This window comes from Ruegeria sp. YTSA108, from assembly GCF_059610185.1.
Genome location: NZ_JBXWND010000013.1, coordinates 17,165 through 43,153 on the forward strand (window position 1 = coordinate 17,165; position 25,989 = coordinate 43,153).

Genomic DNA, 25,989 nt, shown 5'->3' on the forward strand with positions numbered 1-25,989 from the left:
AGCTCAGGGAGGACAGGGATGTATCTCAAGAACGCACTTCGTGCGGCGACAGCAATGACTTTCGTCGCCACGGCAGCAGCCCAAGCGGATACCTTAACAATAGCGACCGTGAACAACGGCGACATGATCCGGATGCAGGGCTATACCGATAAATTCACCGAAGCGACCGGCATCGATGTCGAGTGGGTTACGTTGGAAGAGAACGTGCTGCGCCAGCGCGTGACAACGGATATCACCACCAAAGGTGGCCAATTCGACATCATGACCATCGGAATGTACGAGACGCCGATCTGGGGCGCGAACGGCTGGTTGGTTCCCCTAGACGGGCTGTCGGATGAATACGACGTAGGTGACATCCTGCCCGCCATGTCAGGCGGCCTTAGCCATGATGGAACGCTCTACGCGGCTCCGTTCTACGGCGAAAGCTCGATGATCATGTATCGCACTGACCTGATGGAAAAAGCGGGTATGGAAATGCCGGACGCTCCGACTTGGGAGTTCATCCGCGAAGCGGCTGCTGCGATGACCGATCGCGACGCTGATATCAACGGTATCTGCCTGCGCGGCAAGGCCGGTTGGGGCGAAGGCGGTGCTTTCATCACAGCGATGTCCAATTCCTTTGGTGCGCGCTGGTTTGATGAAGATTGGAAGCCGCAGTTCGATCAGCCTGAATGGGCTGACACGTTGAACTTCTACGTAGGTATGATGAACGAGTCCGGCCCCGCAGGTTACGCCACTAACGGATTTAACGAAAACCTGTCGTTGTTCCAGCAGGGCAAATGCGGCATGTGGATCGACGCAACGGTCGCGGCTTCTTTCGTGACCAACCCGACAGACTCGACAGTCGCGGATAGCGTCAGCTTTGCACTTGCACCCGACACGGGGCTTGGCAAGCGCTCGAATTGGTTGTGGGCGTGGGCTCTGGCAATTCCGGCTGGTACGGAACAGGCAGACTCGGCCAAACAGTTCATCGAGTGGGCAACATCCAAAGACTACATCGAACTCGTAGCCGAGAACGAAGGTTGGGCCAACGTGCCTCCGGGTGCACGTACGTCGCTGTACGAAAATCCGGACTATCAGGCGGTTCCGTTCGCCAAGATGACGTTGGACTCGATCCTGTCGGCTGATCCGAACAATCCGACTGTAAAGCCAGTGCCTTACGTTGGTATTCAGTTTGCAGCGATCCCGGAATTCGCAGGTATTGCCACGCAGGTGAGCCAGGAGTTCTCGGCAGTTTATGCCGGGCAGCAGACAGTAGAAGAAGCTCTTGCCAAAGCGCAAGCCTTCACTGCCGAAGAAATGGAAGCCGCAGGCTACTAAGGCCTCCTTCCCAGCGGGTGGACAGAGGTCTGTCCCCCGCTTCACCCTTCCACAACTCGCGTTTTTCTCGCAGGCTGAGCTATGCCTGAACAGAGAGGTTTTGCGTCATGGCTACTCAACATTCCCGATCAGTTGCACGCCTGATGATGGCACCTGCAGTGATCCTGCTTCTTGGCTGGATGCTCGTGCCTCTGACGATGACGCTCTATTTTTCCTTCAAGAAATACCTGCCCCTGCGCGGCGGTGATCTGGGATGGGTCGGCTTGGACAACTACGTCCGGTTCGTCTCCTCCAGTTCCTTCTGGCCCGCGGTTCAGGCCACGCTGATGATCGTCGGCGGCGTGCTTGCCATCACGGTTGTTCTGGGCATCCTTCTGGCAATGCTGCTGGATCAGCCGATGTGGGGCCAAGGCGTTGTCCGCATCCTAGTGATCGCACCGTTCTTTGTGATGCCGACCGTTTCCGCATTGGTCTGGAAAAACATGTTCATGGACCCGGTCAACGGGTTGCTAGCTCATCTGTGGCGCTTTTTCGGGGCTGAGCCAGTTTCCTGGCTATCCGAGGCGTCGATGACGTCAATCATCATGATCGTATCGTGGCAATGGCTGCCGTTTGCGACGCTGATCCTGCTGACCGCGATCCAGTCGCTGGACAGTGAACAGTTGGAGGCCGCGGAAATGGACGGCGCGCCGCCGCTCAAGCGCTTTTACCATATCATCCTGCCGCATCTAAGCCGCGCGATCACCATTGTGATCCTGATCCAGACGATTTTCCTGTTGTCGATCTTCGCCGAAATCTTCGTGACCACCGGCGGCGCCTTCGGCACCCGTACACTCACCTACCTGATCTTCCAGCGCGTGCTAGAGGGCCAGAACGTCGGCCTTGGATCAGCCGGAGGTGTCTATGCAATCATCCTTGCCAATATCGTTGCCATCTTCCTGATGCGCATCGTCGGCAAGAATCTGGACGCGTGAGGAGGTAACGATATGAGCCGCTCAGTTACACCCCGTCGCAAGTCGCTTAACACCGCCCTGGCATGGGCCGTTGGTCTGCTGATCTTTTTCCCGATCCTCTGGACCATCCTGACCAGCTTCAAAACCGAAGCACAGGCCATCGCCAGCCCGCCGCTGTTTCTGAACTTTGACTGGACGCTGGAAAACTATGCCATCGTTCAGGAACGCTCGGACTATATGCGGTTCCTGTGGAATTCGGTGATCATCGCGGGTGGTTCGACCATATTGGGCGTGATCATCGCGGTGCCCGCCGCCTGGGCGATGGCCTTTGTGCCATCAAAACGCACCAAGGACATCCTGCTGTGGATGCTGTCCACCAAGATGCTGCCTGCGGTCGGTGTTCTATACCCGATCTACCTGCTGTTCATCCGGCTTGGGCTTTTGGACAGTCGCGCAGGTCTGGTTGTGGTTCTGATGCTGATCAACCTGCCGATCATTGTATGGATGCTCTACACCTATTTCCGCGAAATCCCCGGCGAGATCCTGGAAGCCGCCCGCATGGACGGGGCAACGCTGAAGGAAGAAATCCTTTACGTGCTGACGCCGATGGCGGTGCCCGGTATCGCCTCGACCATCCTGTTGAACTTTATCCTCGCCTGGAACGAGGCGTTCTGGACCCTCAACCTGACCGCAGTTGACGCGGCACCGCTGACGGCCTTCATCGCCAGCTACTCCAGCCCCGAGGGCCTGTTCTTTGCCAAACTCAGCGCGGCATCGACCATGGCAATCGCACCAATCCTGATCCTTGGCTGGTTCAGCCAGAAACAACTTGTCCGCGGCCTGACCTTCGGCGCCGTGAAATAAGGAAAACTCCGCATGGGACGCATTCAACTCAAATCCGTGACCAAGAAATTTGGCGACGTTGAAGTCATTCCGCCGCTGGACCTGACCATTCAAGATGGCGAGTTCACTGTCTTCGTCGGCCCCTCGGGCTGTGGTAAATCCACCTTGTTGCGGCTGATTGCCGGGCTGGAGGATATCACCTCGGGCAATATCGACATTGACGGGGCGGACGCCACCGATGTCCCGCCCGCAAAGCGCGGTCTGGCCATGGTGTTCCAATCCTACGCGCTCTACCCGCATATGACGGTGCGCAAGAACATCGCCTTTCCGCTGCGTATGGCCAAACTGGATCAGGCCGAGATTGACCGCCGCGTCGAGGGCGCTGCCGATGTTCTGAACCTGACCGATTACCTGGATCGCCGACCGGGCCAACTGTCCGGCGGTCAACGCCAGCGCGTTGCCATTGGCCGCGCCATCGTACGTGAGCCTGCGGCGTTTCTGTTTGACGAGCCACTCTCGAACCTCGACGCCGCCTTGCGCGTTGGAATGCGGCTTGAAATCAGCGAGCTACACAAGCGTCTTGCAACCACGATGATCTATGTGACCCATGATCAGGTCGAGGCGATGACGATGGCCGACAAGATCGTCGTGCTGCAGGCCGGTGTGATCGAACAGGTGGGCAGCCCGCTCGAGCTGTATAAGACTCCGCGAAACCTGTTTGTCGCGGGCTTTATCGGCTCACCCAAAATGAACTTCATTGCGGGCGAAGAGGCCGCGAAACATGACGCCCATACGATCGGGGTCCGCCCCGAGCATCTGGAGGTATCCGACAGTTCCGGCACCTGGTCCGGGGTGGTTGGGGTTTCCGAACATCTGGGCTCGGACACGTTCTTCCACATTCACGGAACCGGCCTTGCGGACACGATCACCGTACGAGCGGGGGGTGAAGTTGGCTTCAACCACGGCGACCGTATCTATCTGACGCCACGCGCGGATGTGATCCATCGGTTTGACGCAAAGGGCCTGCGGATCGAATGACACGTCTGGTCGGTAAAACCGCCCTGATCACCGGGGCCGCGCGTGGCATCGGACTGGCCTTTGCCAAAGCCTATGTTGCCGAAGGGGCCCGTGTCGCGCTGGCCGACATTGACGGCGCGCGCGTGCAAGCCGCGGCCGCCGAAATCGGTGAGGCCGCTTTGGCTATCGAGATGGATGTGACCAACCAGCAGAGCATCGATGCCGCGGTGGCAAAGACGGCTTCACATTTCGGTCCCATCGACATTCTGATCAATAACGCTGCCATCTTTACCGCAGCACCCATCATCGAAATCGAGCGCACCGACTACAACCGAGTTTTCGACATCAATGTCTCAGGCGCCCTGTTCACGATGCAGGCCGTCGCGCGCCACATGATCGAACACGGGACCAAAGGCCGGATCATCAACATGGCATCGCAAGCCGGACGACGGGGCGAGCCTCTGGTCGCCGTCTATTGCGCAAGCAAAGCCGCTATCATTTCGCTTACCCAATCTGCAGGGCTGAACCTGATCCAACACGGCATCAACGTGAATGCCATCGCTCCGGGTGTTGTCGATGGCGAACACTGGGATGGTGTGGACGCCTTTTTTGCAAAGCATGAGGGTAAAGAGCCCGGGCAGAAGAAACGCGAAGTAGCCGCAGCGGTGCCGCTCGGACGGATGGGCCGTGCCGAGGACCTGACCGGAATGGCCGTGTTTCTGGCCTCAGACGAGGCGCAGTATATCGTCGCGCAAACCTATAATGTCGACGGCGGGAACTGGATGAGCTGATGGATCCTCTGGCAAACGCAAATCCCCCGGTGCGGCTGCGGCGCGACAGCCTTGCAGATATGCCTGCGACTGTCAGGACACCGAATTACCTGCCCACAGACCTGAAACCCGGCATCGTCCATATCGGGCTGGGCAATTTTCACCGCGCGCATCAGGCCTGGTATATCCACCAGTTGATGCAACAGGGCCAAGCACTGGACTGGGCGATCATCGGGGCCGGTGTCCGCAGCTATGATGCCGAAATGCGAGAGAGGTTGCTGGCGCAGGACTGTCTGACAACACTGATCGAGCTGGACCCAAAGGGAATATCCGCCGAAATTGTCGGAGCCATGATCGACTACCTGCCAATCGAAGAGGGCAATGCGACGCTGATCCGGCAGATGGCCGATCCGTCCATCCGGATTGTGTCGCTTACAGTGACCGAGGGCGGCTATTTTCTGGACGCCAATACCGGCGCGTTCAACGCCGATCACGAAGACATTCGATACGATGCCGCCCATCCAGACCAGCCGCGAACCGCGTTTGGCGCCATTGTTGCAGCTCTTCGACAGCGCAAGAAGGAGGGTTTGAAACCCTTTACCACGCTCAGCTGCGACAACCTTCAGGGCAACGGGGTGATCCTGCGAAACTGCATTGTTGGTTTGGCGCGTATGTCTGACCCGAATCTAGCCACATGGATCGACCGATATGGCGCATTTCCCAATTCGATGGTGGATTGCATTGTACCCGCTACGACAGAGCAGGTTGTTTCGCAATGCCACGGACTTGGAATCGATGACCGCGTCCCTGTCTCACATGAAAACTTTCGCCAATGGGTGATCGAGGACAATTTTTGCGCAGGGCGTCCGCCGCTCGAACAAGTCGGTGCCACACTGACCCACGATGTTCATAGCTATGAGACGATGAAACTGCGTATTTTGAACGGCGGTCATCAGCTGCTTGCGAATGTCGGAGAAATCCTGAACGTCCCGACGATTTCACGATGCATGCAGGACTCTGATATCCTGGCGTTTTTCGCTAAAGTTCAGGCCGAAGAAATCCTCCCGCATGTCGCTGCTGTCCCCGGCGCTAAACCAAGTGAATATCTTGATCTGGTCGAAAAGCGATTTGCAAACACCGCCATCCATGACACCACGCGCCGTGTCGCGTTTGACGGATCCTCACGGCATCCCGGGTTCTTGCTGCCTTCGCTGCGTGACGCAGTTGCCTCGGGCCCTGCCCCCAGCGGGCTGCCCCTGGCCGAGGCATTCTGGTGCCGGATGTGTGCAGGCAGGCGCGAGGATGGGTCTGAAATTGCGCCAAACGACCCCCATTGGGACGCTCTTCAGCACATCGCGCTGGCGTCCAGAGATGATCCGAAACTGTGGATCGAGCAGGATCAATATTACGGCGAGATTGGCCGTGATACCCGCTTTGGTCAGGCCTTTTCTTTTTGGCTGACCAAGATCTGGAGACATGGCAGCCGCGCTGCGATAGCAGACTACGTCGCGCAGACGTCCACGTCAGAGTAACCGGTCAAAACACATGGAGATCAGTCGCGGGCCAAGACCGCGCAGTTCCGTGACGTATTACGTGCAAACGCGGCGCAGGGGTTCTGACACTGCAAATTGGCGCGCACCCATAAAAATTTTAGGTGTTCTCATAACGCTGCATCGCCGCCATCGATTTTACTCACAAAAATTGAAGACTTTTGCGCACAAGTTTGCACGATTTGCCCATAACATTGCGCGGTTCGAGAAACGCGCTCAATTGATCGTAGTCACCACACATCTTCTTCAACTAGAACCGGGCGTTTCTCAATCAAGAGTAAATTCTTATTGGAAATATTCGACCCTGATCATAGGGAAGCAGTTCTTTCGAGGGCTTGTGATAGATCCTCGCTTCAAGAATGGATATCTCCGTAATTGCCAAGTGAGCGCGTCCAAACCGACGCGCTCACTTTGCTTGGTATTGCTTGTCACTACGGAGTTAAGAGCGATGTATCACTCTGCAGCAACAGCTTCCTCTTCCAGTGCCGGGTAGTCGGTGTACCCTTTTTCATTGCCGCCGTAGAGCGTGGTTGGATCGAGCTCATTCAGAGCGGCGCCTTTCTCCAACCGGTTGACAAGATCAGGATTGGAAATAAACGGCCGACCAAAGGCCACCAGATCGACGGCTCCGGTTTCAACCGCTTCAATCGCCATGTCTCGGTCATAAGCGTTGTTGCCCATTTTCGCGCCATCAAACAGATCATAGAGCATCTTCAGATCGCCACCTTCCGGAATATCGCGGGGGCCGCCGGTCTGTCCCTCCACAAGATGGAGATAGGCCAGCCCATAGCCATTCAGCAATTTGACCGCATGAGTGAATGTCGCCTGCGGGTCGCTGTCGGAGATGTTGTTGGCGTCCGAGAACGGGCTTAGGCGGACACCAACACGGTCGGCGCCCCACACGTCTACAACTGCGTCCATGACCTCTTTCAGAAACCGTGCTCTGTTCTCGACAGGACCGCCGTATTCGTCTTCGCGCTTGTTGGACTCGTCCCTCAGGAACTGATCGATAAGGTATCCGTTGGCTGCATGGACCTCGACACCGTCGAAACCGGCCTCCTTGGCGTTTTCTGCGGCCCTCCGGTAGTCGGCAACGATGCCAGCAATTTCTTCGACGGCCAGAGCCCGCGGCTCGGATGTTTCGACGAACTGCTCACCATCAAAGGTCTTGGCCTTAGCGCCGATCGCAGATGGCGCAACAGGGGCACCACCATCCGGCTGTAAGCTGGTATGCGAAATCCGGCCCACATGCCAAAGCTGGATCACGATCTTGCCACCCTCAGCATGGACGGCCTCAGTCACTTTTCTCCAGCCGTCGATCTGTGCTTCGGAATAAATGCCAGGTGTCCAGGCATAGCCTTTGCCTTGGGGCGAGATTTGCGAAGCTTCCGTGATGATCAATCCAGCACCCGCCCGTTGCACGTAGTACTTGGTCTGCAATTCATGGACGCTGTCATCTTCGGCTCTTGCCCGGTTGCGGGTCAGTGGCGCCATGACAACGCGGTTTTTCAGCTCGATTGCACCAGCTTTGATGCCGGAGAACAGTTTTTCATCAGCCATTGCTGCTTCCTTCTTTGGTAAACTTCGTTCAGATATTATTGGACCAATTAGTCCAATATTAGGATCACTGTCTCTTGATTGAGTTTGTGTTAGGTTTCATTTCCTTGTTGTAGCGGGAGGCCTTATGGCGAAATCACCAACCGGGCTTGTTTCAGGGTTTGCGAAATCTGCTCAGAGGGAATGCCCGCCTTGCGCAAGGCTAGCGTGCCAATTGCAAGGGAGGCAAAGGCGCGTGCCTTGTCGAGTACCTGTCCCGGATCCGAAGGCTCAAGCGCTCTTGCAATAATCTCGTCAATACTCTCCAAATGCTGTCGCCCGAGAGCCGCCACTTCATTGTCATGCGGGGCAAGTTCCGTTAGGCAATTGATCAGCATGCAGCCGTCACGACCGCCTTGCGGGTTCGCCAAAGCTTCCATTATCGCACCAACGGGATCATTTCCGCCCGCATCTGCAACGTCACGCAGATTTTTCAAACCACGCCTTGAATAGTGTCTGAGGGCTTTGTGAAACAAAGTCTGCTTGTTGACGAACGTTCCATAGAAGCTGGACCGGCTCAAACCCATGGCCTTGGTCAGATCATCCACAGATGCGGTCTCGTAGCCCTTGTGCCAAAAAACGCACAAGGCTTTTTCCAAAGCCTCAGCTTCGTCAAAGGCGCGAGGCCTACCCGGGCCTGCGGGTGATTTGATGTCGCCAACTGCGAGAGTTTCTTTGCTCATGAGCAAGATGTGGAATGGTTGGCCCAGAAATACAAGGTGGCGGTAGGGAATTTTTGGAATGGTCAGTCCGTATTGTGACCAGAGAAAGGAATTTAGGTCCGTGGAAATGCAAAACCTCCCCGGCGCGCTTTGTGTCACGCTAATCTTAGGATCAGGACTGTTAGTCTTCTTGCGGGAGTGTCAGACGAAGAGGATCGTGTTCGTAGAAAAGAGAGGCCACGCTCGGTACTCGTTTCCAACACTTGACAGAGTGACTGGCGGCTTTGTCCAATACTTAGATGTTGATCACTCACAAACCAGAGATTGGTTCGGTAGATCCATGGCCAATGCCCTCAAATTGTGAGGATTACTACCCCAATGAGTAACAAAGCCACGAATTCAGAACTGGTTTTATGAGCATCAGTACGGCGGGCCGTTGTAAGCAAACCAACAATAATTTCAGCGCGCTAGGTTAAAATAGCGAGGTTAGCTGAAGTTTAATTCGCCCAATGTGAACTTCTTAACTTTGGCTAGAACGACTTCTTGTCAGTATCGTTTCATGAGTTGTTAGTGAGTTCGGTGAGTAAGTAGATGTATTTGCATAGTTTCGAGGGACATTGTAGCGCAGTCAATGACATCCGGATGGATGATTTTGCGCTTGAGTATCCGTTGTTGGACGATGCCGGAGTGCACGCACAATGGCAAAATGGCTCCTGGCAAATCACGCGGATAGCCGATATCTGGACAAGAACCGGGAAGGTACTTTCTTTGCCTTACAAAGGGGCCAACGCCTATCCATCTTTCCAGTTTGCTGAGGATGGAACCCCGCTTCCTTTGATGGAAAAAGTGTTGAAAGCCCTGCCACGTGAAATGACGCCGTGGCAATGCGCGTTCTGGTTAACCTCACCCAAATTGGAACTCGGAGGGGAAAGCCCGGCAATTCGCATTCAGACCGGCGATGACTGCATAGTCGATATCGCAGGCGAAGCTGGTTGTCTGATGGCAGCTTAGTTTTAGCTTTTGGTCACTCATACGTCGTACAACATCTGGCAAATTCGTGACTCCCCTGCTTTTTCTGCCACCGGCAAGAAAAGCAAGATCAGGGCACTCAACGCAGCACTCTTTAGCGTACTTAACTGAGTGTCTGACGTCAGCGCCAATGGGACAGTTTAGGTTGATTTGATAAGAGAGGGTTTCTGGCTCATCGTAACCGCCAAGGAGTGGAGATGGGAAAGAAACCCGGAACCAAGCAGAGCCACGGCGAGAAGATTGTTAAAGACATCCGCCGCGCGACGCACAAACAGTATTCTGCCGAAGAGAAGATCAGGGTCGTTCTGGATGGCCTGAAGGGCGAGGACAGCATTGCAGAGCTATGTCGTCGCGAAGGCATTGCTCAGAGCCTGTATTTCAGCTGGTCCAAGGAGTTCCCGGAAGCCGGAAAGAAACGTTTGGCTGGCGACACGGCACGTGCTGCGACATCAACCGAAGGAAAGTGAGCTTTCCCCGCGTGAGTTGGCTGTTCGCTTCGACGGGCCGCGCTGCACCATTCCGATAGAAGGGTGAATGTCCGGTAAGGGCCGAAACACCAGTTCGGCAGATTGCCACGAACCGCAGAAAAGTCCGCATCTCGGAAACTGCAAAGACTAGTTTTGGATGTCCGCTTCGGGCTAGTAGCGGCTATCCGAAAATCTTCCCCGGTACTACGATTATGCTGCGAAACCAGCCAAGAATGAGACCCGAAGATATCGAACCTCAAACCAAAAAAGTTGTAGGTTAATGCGCCCAATGTTTTGGGCGAGTTGCAAAGCTATGGGCGCACCAACAAAAATTGTAGGGACGCGCATAACGCTGCGCTTCTGCTATTGATTTCAATCATTAAATTCAGATGTTCTTGCCCATAACTTTGCGTGGTATTTGCGCATAATTTTGCACGATTTACCCAAAAGTTTGCACACTCTCCCTATCTGTGTCCAACTACATCCTTCCGAAAGCCTCTTTGAGTTCTGCGACTTGTTCTACATCCAACATCCGGGTTGACATACCCTGCAGTGCCACGAGCAGCTTGGCTGTTTCTTCCAACTCTTCCGCTGCACAGACTGCTGAAAAGAGATCCTTTCCTGATACGACGGGACCGTGGTTGGCCAGCAGAACAGCACTATACTTGCCGCCCAGTTCGCGGATCAAATCACCGGATTTTGGATCACCCGGCTTAATGTATGGAACCAGTTTAACCGTGCCTACGCGCATGACCACGTATGGTGTAAGCGGCGGAATACAGTCATTGGGATCGGTGTCTTCCAGACACGACAGCGCGGTCGCCCAGGTCGAGTGCAAATGAACCACGGCGCCCACTTCAGGTCGCGTCTCATAGAAGGCTTGGTGCAGAAAGATCTCCTTGGTCGGCTTGTCACCGGACAGGTGGTTGCCATCCAAATCAATCTTGGCAATTCGCTCGGGGTCAACATTGCCCAAAGTCGAATTCGTTGGCGTCATGAGAATCCCGTCCGGTAAACGCGCAGAGACATTGCCCGCGGTGCCAACGGAAAAGCCACGCACAAACAGCGAGGCGCACAGCTCGGACATCTGCCGTCGCAGTGCCTGTTCTTCAGAACTCATTTGCCTGCCTCCATCATTCTCAGTGCCTTCGAGAAGAAATCTGGAGCGCCAAAGTTGCCGGATTTCAAAGCCATTGCAATGGGTTCAGTTTTTCCAACGCTCAGGACAGGTACGCCCGGGTCAATCTCTGGCCCGATTGACATAGCCGGTGACCCCAGTGCCTCAGAGACAGCCTGGGCGACAGCTCCCGACGTCTCACCTCCAGCTACAACCAACCGCTTGTAGCCCTTTTGGACAAGTTCTCGCGCGGTATCTTCAAAGAGATTGTCCAGCTTTTCCGTTACGGCTTCCTGACCAAACTGACCTTGGATCGCACGCACATCATCCGGGCTCCCCGATGAATACGCGAGCGGCGCCTGACCCGAATGCTCTTCAAAGAAATCCAGAAGCGTTTGCGTGGTCACATCCCCGAACATAACACCCGAAACATCAATTGCGAAAGTCGGATGGGACTTCGCGTGAATTTCAATCTGCCTGCGGGTCGCACCTGAACAAGAACCCGCAAGGATCGCGGCAGGCCCTGCGATACCAGTGAACACAGTGCCAGCACTTTTGGATGAAGTCTCTCTCAGGAAGTTTCTTGGTAGTCCCAGTGCTATACCCGATCCCCCAGTAATGAGCTTGGCATCCTTTAGAGCTTCTCCCCAGGCCAACAAATCTTCATCCGAAATCGCATCGCCAATTACAAATCGTTCGCCGGCCTTCTGCAAAGCATCAGCAATCGCCTCTGATCCTTGCTCCACGGCGTCAATTGACACCAACCCGACCGCTTCTTGGGTCTGATACTGCAACCATCGCCTGATGTTAGCATCCGTCATCGGAGTAAGAGGGTGATTTTCCATCCCCGACTTGTGCAACAGCTTACCTTGCACAAATAGGTGACCGTGATAGACGGTGCGCCCGGTTGTCGGAAAGGCCGGGCAGAAAACCACCTTTTGCGCGTCCAGCTCGTCGGCAAGCGCTTTCGCAACTGGGCCGATATTTCCTTCCGTCGTGGAATCGAAGGTCGAACAATACTTGAAGATGAACTGCTGGCATCCTTGATCCGCGAGCCACCGCAAAGCACTCAGACTGTCTGCAATGGCTTCTTCAACCGGTGCAGTGCGGCTTTTGAGTGAGATCACACCCGCTTCGATCTCTTCGTCGACCGGGATATTAGGAACACCCGGAAACTGCGCGGTTCGTATCCCACCTTCTGGCTCCATGCCCTTCGCCAAGGTGTTCGCAATATCACTCGCACCAGTAAAATCATCCGCTATGACACCTATTTTCATAGTTCGATGTCCCTCGTCGGCCCTGGGTCTAGCCTATAGATATGCGGCGCTGCACCGACTGGAAAAACCTCACGCACAAGTGGATCATGGCCGGGCACGATAAGTCGAGGATGCGAGGCCAACCTCTCGAGTGTCTCGAAACCATCCATCATGTCCTGTAGGTCGACGACAATGGGAAAGGCTTTGCGCGCCATGAAATTCTCATAGTAATGCGAGGCATCAGAGGCGAGCACCATCCACCCGGCTTCCGTCCTTACGCGAACGCATTGCAACCCTCGCGAATGCCCACCAATGCAGTGCACCGTGACCCCATCTATAATCTCGGCTTCTCCATCGTAGAACACGACGTTCCCTGAATAGAGACGCTTTACGACCTCGCAAATATGGCTAGCCGTGAAAGGTGCGCGCAGATGGTCGTGGCACATGCAGGGGCCTGTGGCGAAGGCCATCTCCGCCGATTGCATATGCAACTTCGCGTTCGGGAACATATGCAGCCCCCCCGCGTGATCATAATGAAGATGGGTCACGATAACCTCGGTTACCGCTTCCGGTGAAATGCCTAGGGGCCGCAGAGCCTCGCGAGGATCCATCGCAATGGGACGACCACGGGCGGCGGCCTCATCGGAGTCGTAGCCAGTATCGACCAGAATGACTTTGTTGCCGCGTTTGAGCACCCAAACGAAGTAATCCATCGCATGAGGCGCGCTGTGATTATCATCGATGATGAAACTATCTGCTCGCGTCCGCGCATGTCGATCCGCGTATTTCACGGCGTGGATTTCCCAATCGTTCATCGGATGACCTCGGAGTACTGGTGAACTACCTTGGTAGCGATCATATCAGCCACTGCCGTATCGAAGGCCTGAAAATGCGCGCTTTCCAGGTGGGCGGAGAACGCAGCGCTGTCATCATAAACCTCATAGAGAAAAACTGTATCGGGATTGCCGCCGAGGCAAACGTCAAACTGCTGGCATCCGGCTTCTTCACACAAAGAGGTCGAAGCGTTTTCGACCATCAGCGGCAAAAAGGTGTCTCTCGTACCGGGCTTGAGAGTGAAGGTGACAGTAACCACAAACATCAGACGGAAAGTCCTTTCAGACGTGAGAAAGCGCGCTTCGCAACGGGCAGTTGGCTGAGGATCAGGCCAATGTTGAGCACCAGCAGAATGGCCGCACCCGGGCGTGAAAAGAAGACCGAAAGATCCCCGTCCGACAAGAACAGCGACCGGCGGAAGGTTTCGTCAAACAGGCTGCCCAGAATAACCCCGATAACCAATGGCGCGATTGGGTATTTCATCAGGTTCATGAAATAGGCAACGGCGCCGACGCCAAGCATCAGGTAAAGATCATTGATGCCACCACCGACGCTGAAAGACCCAATTGTTGTTAGAACCATCACAACCGGCAAGAAGATAGTCTGCGGGATGGCGAGTATTCTGATGAAAACCCGAGCAGTGAACAGGCCCATCAGGAACATTGTCAGGGAGGCCAACACAAGTATTGCAACCACGCGCAGAATGATCTCGGGGTCTATCGTCGGACCTGGGATCACGTTGTTGATCTTGAAAGCCCCCATCAAAGCCGCGGCGGGTGGTGAACCGGGAATGCCCAACACCAAAAGCGGGATTAGTGCGCCCCCAATGCAGGCGTTGTTTGCCGTTTCAGAGCACAGCAGACCTTCCAATGACCCTTTTCCAAACTTATCGCCCTCAGCAGATACGGTCTTACCGACACCGTAGCTGACCCAACCGGCGACATCTTCGCCGACGCCGGGAAGTGCTCCTACCCCTGTCCCGATCACCCCTGACCGGCCAATGGTGGGCAGGTAGCGTCGGATGGAGCGTAGATTCGGAAGGATGCGACCTTTCAGGGCCAGAGCTTTCCCGGCCTCAACGTGCCTTAAACCGTCGATGATTTGGGGAATGGCAAATGCCCCCATCAAAACCGGCACGACCTGAAACCCGCTCATCAAGTAAGACCAGCCGAAGGTATAGCGCGGTTCAGACAACAGAGGGTCAAGCCCCACCATGGACATCGCAAGGCCGATCAGACCGGCGATCCATCCCTTGATCACCAGGTCTTCGCTCATCAAAGTGCCAGAAAGCAGAATGCCGAACAGGGCCAGCAGTGCTTTCTCCGGGCTTGCGATGTTTTTTGAAACCAAAAGCAACGCCCAGACAAAGATCAAAAGCGTGATGGTCCCGATAACTGTACCAATGAAACTGGCCGTTGTGGTCAGCCCTAGTGCTTCGCCCCCTCGACCCGCTTTAGCCAGAGGGTATCCATCCATGGCCGTCGCCGCACTGGCCGCCGTGCCCGGAATGTTCAGCAGGATTGACGGATAAGAGCCGCCGTAAATCGCGCCGACATAGGCCCCGAGCAAAGCGATCAGCGAATAGTCCAATGGGATCTTGTTGCCGAAGAAACCCGTCAGGATCGTCACTGCCAGCGTTGCGGTCAGGCCGGGCAATGCGCCAAACGTTATACCCAGGAACACGGATGCAATCAAATACAGATAGGTCAGCGGGTCTACTGCCAGGCCCACGAATGTGGTCCCAAATCCAGCCAGTTGCGAAAGGATAAAGTCCATCCGGTCAATCTTTCCATAGCGGACGAAGCGTCACGTAGTAGTGGTACTCGATTTGCTTGAAGATCAGCCCGCCGCGCGCGGGCACGTTCTGTCGGAAAACAAAGGCCATCGCACAAACGAGGATGAGCGGGGCAAGTATTGCCACCAACGGAACGAACCGCAAAACGTGTTCGGAAGCCGCCTTGCTCAACACCAAAAGTGTAAGCGAGACCCATAGAGCCAGTGTAAACCAATCGTCACTGAGTGCGTTCCAGTCCGCCTGCGCGGGGAAAACAGCAAACGCAAATAGCCCGGCAGAGACAACCGCGCTACAGGCCACCAAAGCACGCCGCGCATGACCCCCGTAGTAGCCGTAAGTCGAAGCTGTAATCAGCAACCCAGAACACAGAATGAAGTCCACTCTGGGAACCAGTCCGACGACATATGCAAGAAGGATCAGGCCTATTGTTGAAGCTCGATAGGCTTCCGACTTATCCCATCCGATGCCCAAAGCACTAAGCGCGTTTTGGGCACCACCTGAGCGGATTGAAATAGCAAGCAAAACGAAGGACAAGCCAAGCAATCCACCGAAGATGAACAGCGGTACAATTGCAGCCGAGTTGTACCAATCCGATCCACTTACACCTGCGCGGTTTTCGCCCCAAAGTGGAATGTCCGATGTCTTCCAAAGAAAAAAGACGGACACTGTTATAAGAACAATTGCTGCCCAAAAGTCGCGCGACCGCATGACCAGTGTTTCGTCAGGTTTGTCCATTGCCTGCCTCCTGAGGGAAAGGGCGCGATCATGCGCGCCCCTTCAAAATTGATCGGATTAGGGCTGCTCGATACCCAGCGAGGCCGGGTCCACTGTGGCAGCGCCAAGGTCTTGCAAGGTATAGGCAAAAGTAGCCTCGAGGTTCGCAAACAGTTCTTGAGCTTCTTCACCGTGTTGACCACCGACATCATAATTGTTTGCAGAGGCCCATTCGGCGACGGTGTCGGAGGCAATAGCTTGCTCGAAGGCATCACCAAGCGCGGCCTTTACATCGTCCCCGGCTGAGCTGTGAACTGCAAACCCGATGGCCTGTTTGAGCGGCAAATACTGATCGAGACCGTCATAGATGCCGAAGGCAGAAGGCACTGTTGCCCCTGCAATCTGCGCATCTTCGGGCGTCAACATCGCGAGCGGTTTAAGTTGACCGCCTTCAATCAACGGAGCCTGTTCAGCCAGTGACGTCACAACCAACGCGACTTCGCCCGCTATCGCAGCTTCCTGACCGGGCGCTGAGCCTTTGTATGGAACAAACTTGAATTCTGCACCGGCCCCTTTTTCGATGGCCAGAAGATTCAAGTGGTGGATCGAACCTGCGCCGGAAGCCGCCGCAGGAATAGTGCCAGGAGCTGCTTTCGCAGCGTCGACCAGTTCTTCCAGAGTATTGTAAGGGCTGTCCGCCGGGACCGAGATCAGATCAGGTGATCCACCAACAATGAACGGATACCAAAAATCAAATTTCTTATCCCAACCACCCTGCACAGCAGCGGTGACGTTCGACTCTGACAAACCGACCAATGTATAACCATCGTCTGGTTGGTTCATCACGTAAACCATACCGTTGGAGCCTGCGACACCACCTGTTTGATTGATCACATTGATCGAGACCGGAAGGTGTTTTTCCATCTCGGCCATGATCATTCGGTTGATCGTGTCCGTGCCACCACCGGCCCCCCAGACCACAGCTGTGGTGATATCACGATAGGGATAATCCTGCGCAATAGCTGCCCCTGTAATCCCGGTCGCCACCACGGCTGCGGCCGCCAACCGCCCTAGCTTTAGTTTCATTTCCAAGTCCTCCCAAAACTACTTCGCGTTTATTATTGCATTTATTTGCGTATACATTAAAGAATGCATTGTCAACGTACTGTAGTGGAAGCTGCTATCGCGCTATGAATGCGAAACGGGAAGGAAATGGGCAAAGATGAAAAAGATGTACGATGTTGCAGTGTTCCACGGGGACGGGATCGGCCCGGAAATTATGGCCCCTACGCTTGAAATCCTGCGCCAGCTTTCGGGCAACAATCCCAGCTACGAGCTGGCGTTTACAGACGCACCAGCAGGCGCAGGCCACTACACCAAAACTGGAGAATCGTTTCCGGCTGGATCACTCGAAACTGCACGTAATGCTGACGCAATTCTGCTGTCTGCAATGGGCTTGCCGGATGTTCGATATCCTGACGGAACCGAGATTTCACCTCAGATTGATCTGCGAAAGCAACTGGGACTTTTCGCTGGTGTACGACCAGTAAAGGTAAGCAGCGGACAAATGACCCCCTTGACGCTGCCCCCCGGAAAAGAGATCGACTTTGTCTTGATACGCGAAAGCACAGAAGGACTGTTCTTCACCCAAGGCGCTGGCGAAGTAACGGAACACGAAGCACGTGAAACTCTGCTGATCACTCGTGAGGTGTCCGAAAAACTGTTCCGTTTCGCGTTTGAACTCGCCAAGAACCGCAAGGCATCCGGTCGCGGCCAAGGACGGGTTACATGTGTCGACAAAGCCAATGTTTTCAGGGCCTTTGCATTCTTCAGATCTATCTTTGACATGGAGGCCGCACGCCATCCCGATTTGAAAGCTGACCATGCCTATGTTGATGCCACCGCTCTATGGATGGTTCAAAAGCCTTGGGAATTTGACGTTTTGGTCACTGAGAACATGTTCGGAGACATCCTCTCAGACCTTGGTGCGGGTCTCATGGGTGGTCTAGGACTGGCGCCATCAGCGGATATCGGGTTGAATCACGCTGTATTCCAACCCTGCCATGGTTCCGCCCCGGACATTGCGGGACAGGGTATTGCAAACCCTTTTGCGATGATCCTGTCCGCAGCAATGATGCTTGAATGGTTGGGGTTCACCCATGATCATCCAGACCTGTCCAGCGACGGCGAACGATTGCGTGAAGCCGTGGAAAAGGTGACGGCGAACGGACAGAACCTGACCCGTGACCTAGGTGGAACGGCCGGAACGAAGGGTGCCGCCGCATCGGTATTGGAAGCAATGCGGGCATGAATACTCAACAAGCCATCAGTGTCGCGTGTGTGGGTGCGGGGTATTTCAGCAGGTTCCACTACGAAAGCTGGTCCCGAATGCCCGGTGCGGTTCCGATTGCATCCTGCAACCGTGATATCAACAAGGCGAAAGAAACAGGACTGGCCGCTTACGATGATCTGTCAAGAATGTTGGAGGCGGAAAAACCAGATCTCGTGGACATCATCCTTCCGCCTGTGGCGCAGGCCGAGGCAATCCGCTCGGCATTGCGGTTTGGTATCAAGTGGCTGATCTGCCAAAAGCCATTTTGCTTATCTCTGGATGAAGCTGAGAAGATTGTTTCAGAGGCTGAGGCGGTAGGTGCAACTATTGTCGTGCATGAGAATTTTCGCTTTCAGCCCTGGTATCGTGCGATCAAGGTGGCGATGACCGAGGGTCGAATTGGTACACCTCTCCAAGCTACTTTCCGGCTTCGGCCCGGCGACGGACAGGGACCACGAGCCTACCTAGACCGGCAGCCGTACTTTCAGGAAATGCCGCGTTTCCTGGTTCATGAAACAGCGGTTCACTGGGTAGACACGTTCCGGTTTCTATTCGATGCGCCAAGCGCCGTTTATGCGGACTTGCGCCAAATTAACCCCGTTATCGCGGGCGAGGATGCAGGTTTCATCCTGTTTGACCACCCCAACGGTTTGAATGCTCTGTTCGATGGCAACAGATGCCTTGACCACAGCGCCAAAAACCTGCGTCAGACCATGGGCGAAGCGCTCATCGAAGGAACGGAAGGATCACTGGTTCTTAATGGCGATGGTTCAGTAGAACTCCGCGGTTTTGGAAAACAGGAGCGACAGCAGATTCTACCTCCAAGCGATCATGATGGATTTGGAGGAGACTGCGTCCACGCCTTGCAAAGTCACGTCATTTCGGGCCTTCTACGGGGCACGCCGCTGGAAAACACGGCCCGAGAATATTTGGATGTGATCCGCATTGAAGAGAATATCTATCTCTCAGCTGCGGAAGGACGAAAAATCAACCTGGAGACCCCGTGAAGGATCAGGACGCAAAAACTCTTTCTAATACGCAACGCGCTGTCAGGGATTTGCGACAGATGATCCTGTCCGGCGAACTTGCGGCCGGAACTGATCATCTGGAATCGGAACTCGCCGAAACCCTTGGCATGTCCCGCACCCCGATACGGGAAGCTGCGCTGATGTTGGAAAGTAAAGGGTTGCTTGAAATGCGGCCCCGAAAGGGCGTTCGGATACTGCCTGTTTCATCAGATGATATGCGCGAAATCTACGACATCCTAACGGAACTCGAGAGTCTCGCAGCACAGCGCGCTGCCGAAGCGGGCTACTGCGAAGATGAACTGGCGGTACTTGCCGGATCAATTGCAAAGATGGACCAAGCCATCGAAGCCGAAGACCTTGAAGCCTGGGCCGAGGCCGACGAGTTGTTTCACCAGGAGCTCGTTCGGTTAGGCGGCAACAAACGAGTCGAAGCGATTGTCGCCATGATGAGCGACCAGGTACGTCGCGCGCGCGCAACGACGTTGTTCATCAGGCCCCTGCCCGTTAAATCTAATGAAGATCACCGGGTTGTTTTTCAAGCGATCAGTGAAGGTCGTCCAGATGCCGCCCGTGAACGTCATCGAGAACACAGGCTGCAAGCACAGGCTATGCTTTGCGGGATACTCGAAAAGCATCGGCTCAATAGCCTCTGATCTTCTCGTATCCGGTCGTTAATCACCTAAAATAACTGCCTATTTTCGGCATTAAAGGCGCTCCGAATACTTGTCTTCAACGGCAGTCCGCAGGTGCGTCCGGCTGCAGCCCTAAGGTATATGCTGATCTTGTGGCGTATTGCACGCGCGACACCTGGGCAATGGTCGCAATTCATCAGGAATTGCTGGCGATGTGAGCTGTGGCGCGTATCCGCAGGAATTTGAAGCCTAATTTATTTGATCACGCGGGCTTTATCAGTGTTTCCAGATATTCTCGAGTATCGGCGTCCCACGAACTAGGATCTTCTCCATGGGCGACTACCGCGTGCAGTTCCATGAGTTTCCATACTTCGTCCTTAGTCGCTGCAACCACTTTGCCTGGGCAGGCCTCCATGCCCTCGCAATCCTTGCAGGCATATGAGTATGCAGTGTTCATCGCTTTCTCCTCCGTGCGCTCGGAAAGTTGGTTAGAACTCAAGAAACGTCGGCAGACCGTCGTCGAGTTTTATCCATGGCTGCTGATGTGACACGAAGACGTGGGCCTTGGGTTTCGCAATCGATGGGTCGTCCAACGTTACAGCAGAAAACCAAGCGTCAGCGCTCCAGTCTTGGCCCTCAACTTCATTTAGGGCGGCATAGGTCAACGTCGTTCCACAGTCCCGACAAAACCCGCGACGAATACCCGGAGTTTTCTCCATGTGTTGGATTTCGCCTTTGATAACGGCGAAGTCTTCGGCGGCTACCTTAGCCCAAGTTGCAAAGGCGCCACCAAGGGCCATTTGGCATGAACGACAATGGCAATGTCCCGACCAGACAGGTGGTGTCGCGATCTGGTATCGAACAGCACCACAGTAACATCCACCTTGAAGTTTTTCCATCGTATCAAAATCTCCTGGCATGCGGCTAGGTTGACATGGGCACTAAAGTATCCGCTCCAATATTTTATAATAGAAGCGCAGATTACACTGTGAATAATGTCAAGAATGCCGATATCATGCGACTCAAATAGTCTGACTAAACAATAGAAAATCTACAGTATGGATTGGTTGCACCTTCCCCCGATGAACGCTTTGCGCGCTTTCTCAGCAGTTGCGGAAGCAGGGAGTTACACAGTGGCGGCTGAACGCTTGAACGTGACCCAAGCGGCTGTCAGCCAGCAGGTGAAATCGTTGGAAAGACATTTGGGTGTAGCTCTCGTTGCCAGACGTGGGCGCAGCATTGAATTGACAGAGCCAGGCATCATTCTTTCACGTGAACTGGGTATCGGCTTTGAAATTATCGGAAGGGGTGTCGAACGACTGGCGGAACATGCAGCACACCGTCCCGTTCAAGTGACCATGTCACCAGCATTCGCGGTGGAGTGGCTATTGCCGAGAATGGCAGAGTTTCAACAACAACATCCAGAGATCACTTTGATGCTGAACCCAACTTCTGAACTGGTTCAGATTAAGCCAGGTGGTATCGATGTCGCCATTCGGTATCACGATAGACGCATGCCAAGAAAAGAAGAGGATACTGTCCTTGTATCCGACATGGTCGTGATCGGAGCACCTTCACTGGTGGAAGGCCAAGATCTGCGTGACCCGGCCTCATTAACGAAGCTGCCCTGGTTGCAGGAACTAGGCACCAACGAGGCGGCCGACTGGCTCACCTATCATGGGGTCGTACCTCCCGAGCCATTGACCATAAATCACATGCCTGGGAACCTGATCATGACTGCGGTTCGCCGGGGTGACGGTATCACGTATTCTGCCCGAGCTTTTTTCGAGGACGATCTGTCATCTGGTCGGATGATTGAGTTGTTCTCTGAGCCACTCTTCGGCGTCTATTACATCCAGACTCAAGCAGAATTTCAGCGTCCCGAGGCTAAGGTGTTCGTCAACTGGCTTATATCTCAGTCGCAAGTCGTATCGAGACACAACTCTGGAAGCTGAGACGTATCTAATTCCCCCCCCTGCTCTGTTTGCTCAAGACCGTTGGTTTCGCCGTTTCTTAAGGCTGCTCTGTGGAGGAGCCGGCAGCGATCAGAGCCGCCATCCCTCCATCGATGAACTGCACGTTTTGAAAACCCATAGCAGCCAATACATTTGCCGCTGCCGCGCCTCGGTAGCTTGGAGTTCCGCCACAAGTGGTGAAAATTCGCCTTCCACGATCCTGTAACTCTTGAGATCTGTATTCACTTTCAAGGACTGCCATCCAAGCGACGGCTCGACCTGGAGCCGGAATGGCTCTGGGGCTGATACCTGTGGCCGCCGTTTCAGCGCTATCCCTCACGTCCACCACAAGTGCGTTGGGGTCTTCGATCAGTACTGCCAGCGCGTCAGTTGCTGAAATCGGATTTGCTTTGGATATTTCCTGAGCTTCCATTTGTGCGAATGTTAAGACCATGTTGCCCCCCGACTGCAAATCTTACGCTATGCTACCATGCGGCTGATTTACCGCAAAACGGCATCCAAGCGATGCTTGGCAGTCTTCTGGTCGCCCAGACGGTTGCCATCAACGAAGTTAAACAAGTCCCGATCAACGGCAGAAGCGGGCCTCGCAAATGCCCCAGCCATTGCTGTTGATCCGAGATTACTCGGCGGCCAAAGCCTTCTGCCTGCAATAACACGACGCCTTTATCGGCACCTCGGCGCGGGCAGCGGCCTTGTCCAGTTGTAGCTTAATATGGGCGGCTTCGACCGTTTCACCGCGCCGGGTGAGACATTCGTGCAAACCATGCAGGCTCCAGACGTTGCCCGGATGCTGACAGGCCCGGCTAAGCGTTGCATCCAGGCCAAGGTCTGCACGGTAAACAGATTCGGCTTCCTCCATCTGGCCTTGTTCAAGAAGAAGAGCACCCAGCGCATGACGGGTGGGTTGCATCCAGCCCCAGGGCTCGTCGTATGGTAAGTTGTCGTCGATCTCGACTGACTTTCGCAGGTGGTCAAAGGCCGTTTCGTGCTCTCCTGTGTGATAGGCCAACTCACCCAGCATCATTTGCTCAGCGACCTTCAGAATGTCCCTGCATGTGTTGTTGAACAGCATTCGGGTCTCAGGAACTCTGGCCAGAGCATCATAGAACTTGGCTTTTTCACTCTCGGCTTCGGCGACCCTGTGTAGGTTGGCCAAGGCAACCGTCCTTGCATACCGCATCATGGCAATGGTCACGCTGTAAAGCTCTTCATCCTCTGGCAGATCCTGATTGAGAGTATCCTGCCAGCGACCAAACCTGATCAGCACATGTTGCTTCATTGGAATGAAGCCTTCAAACCAGTCCGCCATCGGCTGAAGAGTGTCTGACGGCAAGGTGTCGATCAGCTCATCGGCAGCTTCGATTGCTGCCGATGGTTGCCCCAAGAACATCGCACCGTATATTTTAAAGTGATAGTTGTGGCACCGATAGACGGAATAGAAATTGTCAGGGCCTTCGCGCTTCAGATACTTGCGATCTGCCAATATGGCTTTGTGATTGCGCAGTACCACGTTCATATAGTCTCCGCACAACACGTCGATATGGGTCGGCATGTGCAACAAATGCCCGGCCTCGGGCACCAGCGTGCTGAGCACATCGCCCTGACGCAGTGCCCGTTCGGGGTGGGGCGACATTTCCATAAGGTGAATGTACATGTGCAATAGTCCTGCGTGCTCCCATGCTCCGGAAAGTGTATCGAACGCATTTTCGAGCACGGATATTGCCTCGAGCGTATCGGCCCCTTCGGCGGGCTTTCCGGTCGGCAAATCCCAAAGTTGCCAGGGTGTCCGGTTCATGAGCGACTCGGCCAGAATCGCAGACACGTCCAGGTCCTGATCGAATTCGGTGTGAACCTTTCGCATCGCATCAGCGAAGGCGTCATTCCACGGGCTGAAATCCTCAATATCCGACGAGGATGGATAACGCGCTGGAATGGCATCGATTAGCGCGCGTTCAACAGGCGTCAGCCGGTCCTTTAACGAGGCAGCAGCCTCGATTGACGCTTTCGCCAAGGCGATACAGTCAGGCTTCTCGTCTTCTTCGAATGTTTCCCAGGGCTTGTTGTAGTTCGGCCCAATACAATATGCGATGCCCCAGTGCGCCATTGCGCAATTTGGATCCGCAGCCACGGCATTCTGAAAGCATACAATCGCTTCTTCGTGGTTGTACGCGTAAGTCCAAGCCAAACCACGATCAAACCAAAGCTGGGCTTCGTCCGACGAGGTTGTGATCTTTCGGCTGTAGCGACCGAGATCATAGTATTCCATCACAATAACCCCCTAATTAAAGGGAGGAGTTTACCACAATGGGCTGTTTCTCGATACTGGCGACATCAAAGCCGACCTAAGGCATAGACCCGACTTATATGAGCCCCATTTGATCGAAGCACTCTTCTTGGCAACTGATCAACTTGTCGGCCGCGTGAGTGACGGGCGGTCCAATCCCTCCACAGTAGCCCGCCGACAAGACCACAATCACCGCTTGCACACCTAAGACGGGCATTTGAGAAAGCTGATGTCAGCAGTCAGATTGTTCTTTTCCGCCAACTAACACTTTTGGGACCTAGTAGCGTCGTGCCACAGCTTACGTTCAAAGTGGCGTTGAAAACCTGTAATTTGCGCTCATTGCGGGCGTCAAAAATACGGGGGACCCTATTCTTCTAGCGTGGCAACTGCATGGTCGTGAGAGGTATGCGGTCGATGCATGTTGAGAATGCGTTGAGCTTCATTCGATTGTCCCGAAATTGCCAGCGCATGCGCCAATGAAAACTCAATAATGTCGCGTTGCGCCCGGCTACCACCAAGGCGTTCGTGCTCAGACATGACACTTACGAATTTCTCAATCGCTTCATCCGCATTTCCATCCGCCAACGCACGGAATGCGCCTGCGACAGAAACAACGGTGGGGCCTGCGGGTCCGTTTGCGCCGTCAATGGTTGATTCCAGACGCTCTCTGTTTCCAGCCATCGCATGCGCAAGAGCAGCGTGAACATCCGCAAAAGCCAAGCCAGGTGAAGGAAAGAACTCAACAGCATAGTCGCTGAGTTGTTGCCAACGCTCCTGGGGAATTTGCTCGCCAGCCAAAAAGGCGCGGTGAACAATTGCCACACTATCAGTCAGAACGTTCAGTGGTGGCGCAGGAGGTCGGTCGGGGGAAACATAATCATCGAACAGCTTCCACATACCCGCCACATCGCCGCTCTCAAGCGCCCACAGAGCGACGTGCCAACTGAGATGGCAGTGCAGATACGCTGTGGAGGGATAGTCTTGCCAAAACTCGCGCAGATAAGCGTAGCCAGCGTCCGTCTCACCGTTCTCATAGTAGAGATGGGCCCTGACATGTGCAGTGTGTGCGCTGTCTGGCTTCAACTCAAGTGCGCACTCGATGTTTTCCGCGGCCGGGCCAATCTGTCCGGCCTCCATCTGGGCAAATGCATGCTGACAGAGAAACCACCAGTCGTCGCCATAGTGTGGCTTTAACATGGTCGTGTACGCAAGCTGCTCCGCCTCGCGTCCAGCCTGACCTGAAAACCCTATTAAGCCAAATACGCTGGTACAGGTCTGAGCAAGCAAAATATCTCGTGGATGGTCAGCGACGTGATCCCGGATGCGCCTGTAAGCCTGCGGTGCACGCCCCTCAATGAGGTCGCTGATAATGTCGATCTGGGCGGCTTCGCGCGAGCTGACGCCATGCGACAGTTCCTTTGCGACGGCTATTTCACGCTTTGCATCTTGTCCACGCCCGACGGTAACAAGGTATCGCGCAAGCCCAACATGGGGCATGGCAAAACTATCATCTGCCTGCATTGCAGAACGGTAAGCTTCTTCAACATCATCAAAAGCACCCAGAAAACGGTCGATGCCTTCAACGTAGGCGTCTCGCGCAGCTTGTGATGTGGTCGTTAGCGGGCTTCCGTACCGATCTTCAAGCATCCAAACCTTCCACTATCTGTACCAAACCTGTCCGTCAGTGAGCTATATGAGCATGCCTAGCCATAAACGAGTCAAAGGAAATCGACGTTGCGAGGCGCCCTGATTTCAGCATCCGTTTCTTTCAGAAGTCTCATGAAATCATCGAAATGCCATTCAAACCATAGTTG

At 54.5% G+C, this 25,989-nt stretch carries 25 protein-coding genes and 1 pseudogene; 12 read left to right on the forward strand and 14 right to left on the reverse strand.

All coding sequences use genetic code 11. The features are described 5' to 3' along the window. Nucleotides 1-18: 18 nt before the first annotated feature. The 6 genes from AC2FHW_RS16470 (at nucleotide 19) to AC2FHW_RS16495 (ending at nucleotide 6,435) form a co-directional block, all read left to right on the forward strand. Nucleotides 19-1,320, forward strand: coding sequence for an ABC transporter substrate-binding protein (locus AC2FHW_RS16470; RefSeq protein WP_142639538.1), 1,302 nt, complete (start codon nucleotides 19-21; stop codon nucleotides 1,318-1,320). A gap of 107 nt (nucleotides 1,321-1,427) precedes the next feature. Continuing rightward, nucleotides 1,428-2,294 (forward strand): carbohydrate ABC transporter permease, encoded by an 867-nt coding sequence (locus AC2FHW_RS16475; RefSeq protein WP_142639539.1) that lies wholly within the window; start codon nucleotides 1,428-1,430, stop codon nucleotides 2,292-2,294. A 12-nt stretch (nucleotides 2,295-2,306) separates the two neighbouring features. Next, nucleotides 2,307-3,137, forward strand: coding sequence for a carbohydrate ABC transporter permease (locus AC2FHW_RS16480; protein WP_142639541.1), 831 nt, complete (start codon nucleotides 2,307-2,309; stop codon nucleotides 3,135-3,137). Between the two features lie 12 nt (nucleotides 3,138-3,149). Beyond that, nucleotides 3,150-4,154, forward strand: coding sequence for an ABC transporter ATP-binding protein (locus AC2FHW_RS16485; protein ID WP_496822254.1), 1,005 nt, complete (start codon nucleotides 3,150-3,152; stop codon nucleotides 4,152-4,154). Then, nucleotides 4,151-4,924, forward strand: coding sequence for an L-iditol 2-dehydrogenase (locus AC2FHW_RS16490; protein WP_282027850.1), 774 nt, complete (start codon nucleotides 4,151-4,153; stop codon nucleotides 4,922-4,924). Before AC2FHW_RS16485 ends, AC2FHW_RS16490 begins: the two co-directional genes overlap by 4 nt. Beyond that, nucleotides 4,924-6,435 (forward strand): mannitol dehydrogenase family protein, encoded by a 1,512-nt coding sequence (locus tag AC2FHW_RS16495; protein WP_496822256.1) that lies wholly within the window; start codon nucleotides 4,924-4,926, stop codon nucleotides 6,433-6,435. The genes AC2FHW_RS16490 and AC2FHW_RS16495 overlap by 1 nt, the downstream gene beginning before the upstream one ends. A 471-nt stretch (nucleotides 6,436-6,906) precedes the next feature. Here the strand turns inward: AC2FHW_RS16495 and AC2FHW_RS16500 are convergent, their stop codons facing one another. Both AC2FHW_RS16500 and AC2FHW_RS16505 read right to left on the reverse strand, forming a co-directional pair. Continuing rightward, entirely contained in the window at nucleotides 6,907-8,013 is a 1,107-nt protein-coding gene (locus tag AC2FHW_RS16500; protein WP_281995996.1) for an alkene reductase, read from the reverse strand. 122 nt (nucleotides 8,014-8,135) lie between these two features. Further along, the gene (locus AC2FHW_RS16505; RefSeq protein WP_496822257.1) at nucleotides 8,136-8,870 is read right to left on the reverse strand and encodes a TetR/AcrR family transcriptional regulator; all 735 of its coding nucleotides are present in this window, start codon (nucleotides 8,868-8,870) and stop codon (nucleotides 8,136-8,138) included. Nucleotides 8,871-9,353: 483 nt separating this feature from the next. Between AC2FHW_RS16505 and AC2FHW_RS16510 the strand changes: the two genes are divergently transcribed. Further along, nucleotides 9,354-9,722, forward strand: coding sequence for a hypothetical protein (locus AC2FHW_RS16510; RefSeq protein ID WP_142639554.1), 369 nt, complete (start codon nucleotides 9,354-9,356; stop codon nucleotides 9,720-9,722). A gap of 215 nt (nucleotides 9,723-9,937) precedes the next feature. After that, nucleotides 9,938-10,204, forward strand: a pseudogene (locus AC2FHW_RS16515) (transposase); the annotation flags it as partial. A gap of 481 nt (nucleotides 10,205-10,685) precedes the next feature. Here the strand turns inward: AC2FHW_RS16515 and otnC are convergent. The 7 genes from otnC to AC2FHW_RS16550 are packed head-to-tail and all read right to left on the reverse strand — an operon-like array spanning nucleotide 10,686 to nucleotide 17,009. Then, on the reverse strand, nucleotides 10,686-11,327 hold the full coding sequence (otnC, locus tag AC2FHW_RS16520; protein WP_271951897.1) for a 3-oxo-tetronate 4-phosphate decarboxylase: 642 nt from the start codon (nucleotides 11,325-11,327) through the stop codon (nucleotides 10,686-10,688). Next, nucleotides 11,324-12,601, reverse strand: coding sequence for a 3-oxo-tetronate kinase (gene otnK, locus AC2FHW_RS16525; RefSeq protein WP_496822259.1), 1,278 nt, complete (start codon nucleotides 12,599-12,601; stop codon nucleotides 11,324-11,326). Before otnK ends, otnC begins: the two co-directional genes overlap by 4 nt. Further along, complete coding sequence (locus tag AC2FHW_RS16530; RefSeq protein ID WP_271951901.1) at nucleotides 12,598-13,395, reverse strand: N-acyl homoserine lactonase family protein; 798 nt, start codon at nucleotides 13,393-13,395, stop codon at nucleotides 12,598-12,600. Before AC2FHW_RS16530 ends, otnK begins: the two co-directional genes overlap by 4 nt. After that, nucleotides 13,392-13,679, reverse strand: a complete 288-nt coding sequence (locus AC2FHW_RS16535) for a putative quinol monooxygenase (protein ID WP_142639562.1) — start codon at nucleotides 13,677-13,679, stop codon at nucleotides 13,392-13,394. Before AC2FHW_RS16535 ends, AC2FHW_RS16530 begins: the two co-directional genes overlap by 4 nt. Further along, on the reverse strand, nucleotides 13,679-15,190 hold the full coding sequence (locus AC2FHW_RS16540; protein ID WP_271951903.1) for a tripartite tricarboxylate transporter permease: 1,512 nt from the start codon (nucleotides 15,188-15,190) through the stop codon (nucleotides 13,679-13,681). The genes AC2FHW_RS16535 and AC2FHW_RS16540 overlap by 1 nt, the downstream gene beginning before the upstream one ends. A gap of 4 nt (nucleotides 15,191-15,194) precedes the next feature. Continuing rightward, complete coding sequence (locus AC2FHW_RS16545) at nucleotides 15,195-15,944, reverse strand: hypothetical protein (protein ID WP_496679665.1); 750 nt, start codon at nucleotides 15,942-15,944, stop codon at nucleotides 15,195-15,197. Between the two features lie 57 nt (nucleotides 15,945-16,001). After that, the gene (locus AC2FHW_RS16550) at nucleotides 16,002-17,009 is read right to left on the reverse strand and encodes a Bug family tripartite tricarboxylate transporter substrate binding protein (RefSeq protein ID WP_271951906.1); all 1,008 of its coding nucleotides are present in this window, start codon (nucleotides 17,007-17,009) and stop codon (nucleotides 16,002-16,004) included. Nucleotides 17,010-17,145: 136 nt separating this feature from the next. Here AC2FHW_RS16550 and AC2FHW_RS16555 point away from each other — a divergent pair, with 136 nt between their 5' ends. The 3 genes from AC2FHW_RS16555 to AC2FHW_RS16565 are packed head-to-tail and all read left to right on the forward strand — an operon-like array spanning nucleotide 17,146 to nucleotide 19,936. Further along, on the forward strand, nucleotides 17,146-18,234 hold the full coding sequence (locus tag AC2FHW_RS16555; protein ID WP_496679667.1) for an isocitrate/isopropylmalate dehydrogenase family protein: 1,089 nt from the start codon (nucleotides 17,146-17,148) through the stop codon (nucleotides 18,232-18,234). Next, a complete protein-coding gene (locus tag AC2FHW_RS16560; RefSeq protein ID WP_142639572.1) occupies nucleotides 18,231-19,262 on the forward strand; it encodes a Gfo/Idh/MocA family protein in 1,032 nt (343 codons plus the stop codon). The genes AC2FHW_RS16555 and AC2FHW_RS16560 overlap by 4 nt, the downstream gene beginning before the upstream one ends. Continuing rightward, nucleotides 19,259-19,936, forward strand: a complete 678-nt coding sequence (locus AC2FHW_RS16565; protein WP_142639574.1) for a GntR family transcriptional regulator — start codon at nucleotides 19,259-19,261, stop codon at nucleotides 19,934-19,936. Before AC2FHW_RS16560 ends, AC2FHW_RS16565 begins: the two co-directional genes overlap by 4 nt. Nucleotides 19,937-20,177: 241 nt before the next feature. Here the strand turns inward: AC2FHW_RS16565 and AC2FHW_RS16570 are convergent, their stop codons facing one another. Then, nucleotides 20,178-20,372: a DUF1059 domain-containing protein gene (locus tag AC2FHW_RS16570; RefSeq protein ID WP_282170805.1), complete on the reverse strand. Its 195-nt coding sequence runs from the start codon at nucleotides 20,370-20,372 to the stop codon at nucleotides 20,178-20,180. 31 nt (nucleotides 20,373-20,403) lie between these two features. Beyond that, nucleotides 20,404-20,835, reverse strand: coding sequence for a GFA family protein (locus tag AC2FHW_RS16575; protein ID WP_142639577.1), 432 nt, complete (start codon nucleotides 20,833-20,835; stop codon nucleotides 20,404-20,406). 162 nt (nucleotides 20,836-20,997) lie between these two features. On the opposite strand from AC2FHW_RS16575, the gene AC2FHW_RS16580 reads away from it, so the two are divergent. Then, on the forward strand, nucleotides 20,998-21,870 hold the full coding sequence (locus AC2FHW_RS16580) for a LysR family transcriptional regulator (protein ID WP_185956738.1): 873 nt from the start codon (nucleotides 20,998-21,000) through the stop codon (nucleotides 21,868-21,870). A 58-nt stretch (nucleotides 21,871-21,928) separates the two neighbouring features. Here the strand turns inward: AC2FHW_RS16580 and AC2FHW_RS16585 are convergent, their stop codons facing one another. The 3 genes from AC2FHW_RS16585 to AC2FHW_RS16595 all read right to left on the reverse strand — a co-directional run bounded on the left by AC2FHW_RS16585 (nucleotide 21,929) and on the right by AC2FHW_RS16595 (nucleotide 25,822). Further along, nucleotides 21,929-22,324 (reverse strand): rhodanese-like domain-containing protein, encoded by a 396-nt coding sequence (locus AC2FHW_RS16585; RefSeq protein ID WP_271951916.1) that lies wholly within the window; start codon nucleotides 22,322-22,324, stop codon nucleotides 21,929-21,931. Nucleotides 22,325-22,510: 186 nt separating this feature from the next. Continuing rightward, nucleotides 22,511-24,157, reverse strand: coding sequence for a hypothetical protein (locus AC2FHW_RS16590; protein WP_496822261.1), 1,647 nt, complete (start codon nucleotides 24,155-24,157; stop codon nucleotides 22,511-22,513). Between the two features lie 384 nt (nucleotides 24,158-24,541). Next, nucleotides 24,542-25,822, reverse strand: a complete 1,281-nt coding sequence (locus AC2FHW_RS16595; RefSeq protein ID WP_271951920.1) for a tetratricopeptide repeat protein — start codon at nucleotides 25,820-25,822, stop codon at nucleotides 24,542-24,544. Between the last annotated feature and the right edge of the window lie 167 nt (nucleotides 25,823-25,989).

Bases quoted from the DNA above. Each gene is read 5' to 3' on its own strand.
- AC2FHW_RS16470 (WP_142639538.1), top strand. From the start codon at position 19: ATGTATCTCAAGAACGCACTTCGTGCGGCGACAGCAATGACTTTCGTC.
- AC2FHW_RS16475 (WP_142639539.1), top strand. From the start codon at position 1,428: ATGGCTACTCAACATTCCCGATCAGTTGCACGCCTGATGATGGCACCT.
- AC2FHW_RS16480 (WP_142639541.1), top strand. From the start codon at position 2,307: ATGAGCCGCTCAGTTACACCCCGTCGCAAGTCGCTTAACACCGCCCTG.
- AC2FHW_RS16485 (WP_496822254.1), top strand. From the start codon at position 3,150: ATGGGACGCATTCAACTCAAATCCGTGACCAAGAAATTTGGCGACGTT.
- AC2FHW_RS16490 (WP_282027850.1), top strand. From the start codon at position 4,151: ATGACACGTCTGGTCGGTAAAACCGCCCTGATCACCGGGGCCGCGCGT.
- AC2FHW_RS16495 (WP_496822256.1), top strand. From the start codon at position 4,924: ATGGATCCTCTGGCAAACGCAAATCCCCCGGTGCGGCTGCGGCGCGAC.
- AC2FHW_RS16500 (WP_281995996.1), bottom strand. From the start codon at position 8,013: ATGGCTGATGAAAAACTGTTCTCCGGCATCAAAGCTGGTGCAATCGAG.
- AC2FHW_RS16510 (WP_142639554.1), top strand. From the start codon at position 9,354: ATGGATGATTTTGCGCTTGAGTATCCGTTGTTGGACGATGCCGGAGTG.
- otnC (WP_271951897.1), bottom strand. From the start codon at position 11,327: ATGAGTTCTGAAGAACAGGCACTGCGACGGCAGATGTCCGAGCTGTGC.
- otnK (WP_496822259.1), bottom strand. From the start codon at position 12,601: ATGAAAATAGGTGTCATAGCGGATGATTTTACTGGTGCGAGTGATATT.
- AC2FHW_RS16530 (WP_271951901.1), bottom strand. From the start codon at position 13,395: ATGAACGATTGGGAAATCCACGCCGTGAAATACGCGGATCGACATGCG.
- AC2FHW_RS16535 (WP_142639562.1), bottom strand. From the start codon at position 13,679: ATGTTTGTGGTTACTGTCACCTTCACTCTCAAGCCCGGTACGAGAGAC.
- AC2FHW_RS16540 (WP_271951903.1), bottom strand. From the start codon at position 15,190: ATGGACTTTATCCTTTCGCAACTGGCTGGATTTGGGACCACATTCGTG.
- AC2FHW_RS16545 (WP_496679665.1), bottom strand. From the start codon at position 15,944: ATGGACAAACCTGACGAAACACTGGTCATGCGGTCGCGCGACTTTTGG.
- AC2FHW_RS16550 (WP_271951906.1), bottom strand. From the start codon at position 17,009: ATGAAACTAAAGCTAGGGCGGTTGGCGGCCGCAGCCGTGGTGGCGACC.
- AC2FHW_RS16555 (WP_496679667.1), top strand. From the start codon at position 17,146: ATGAAAAAGATGTACGATGTTGCAGTGTTCCACGGGGACGGGATCGGC.
- AC2FHW_RS16560 (WP_142639572.1), top strand. From the start codon at position 18,231: ATGAATACTCAACAAGCCATCAGTGTCGCGTGTGTGGGTGCGGGGTAT.
- AC2FHW_RS16570 (WP_282170805.1), bottom strand. From the start codon at position 20,372: ATGAACACTGCATACTCATATGCCTGCAAGGATTGCGAGGGCATGGAG.
- AC2FHW_RS16575 (WP_142639577.1), bottom strand. From the start codon at position 20,835: ATGCCAGGAGATTTTGATACGATGGAAAAACTTCAAGGTGGATGTTAC.
- AC2FHW_RS16580 (WP_185956738.1), top strand. From the start codon at position 20,998: ATGAACGCTTTGCGCGCTTTCTCAGCAGTTGCGGAAGCAGGGAGTTAC.
- AC2FHW_RS16585 (WP_271951916.1), bottom strand. From the start codon at position 22,324: ATGGTCTTAACATTCGCACAAATGGAAGCTCAGGAAATATCCAAAGCA.
- AC2FHW_RS16590 (WP_496822261.1), bottom strand. From the start codon at position 24,157: ATGGAATACTATGATCTCGGTCGCTACAGCCGAAAGATCACAACCTCG.
- AC2FHW_RS16595 (WP_271951920.1), bottom strand. From the start codon at position 25,822: ATGCTTGAAGATCGGTACGGAAGCCCGCTAACGACCACATCACAAGCT.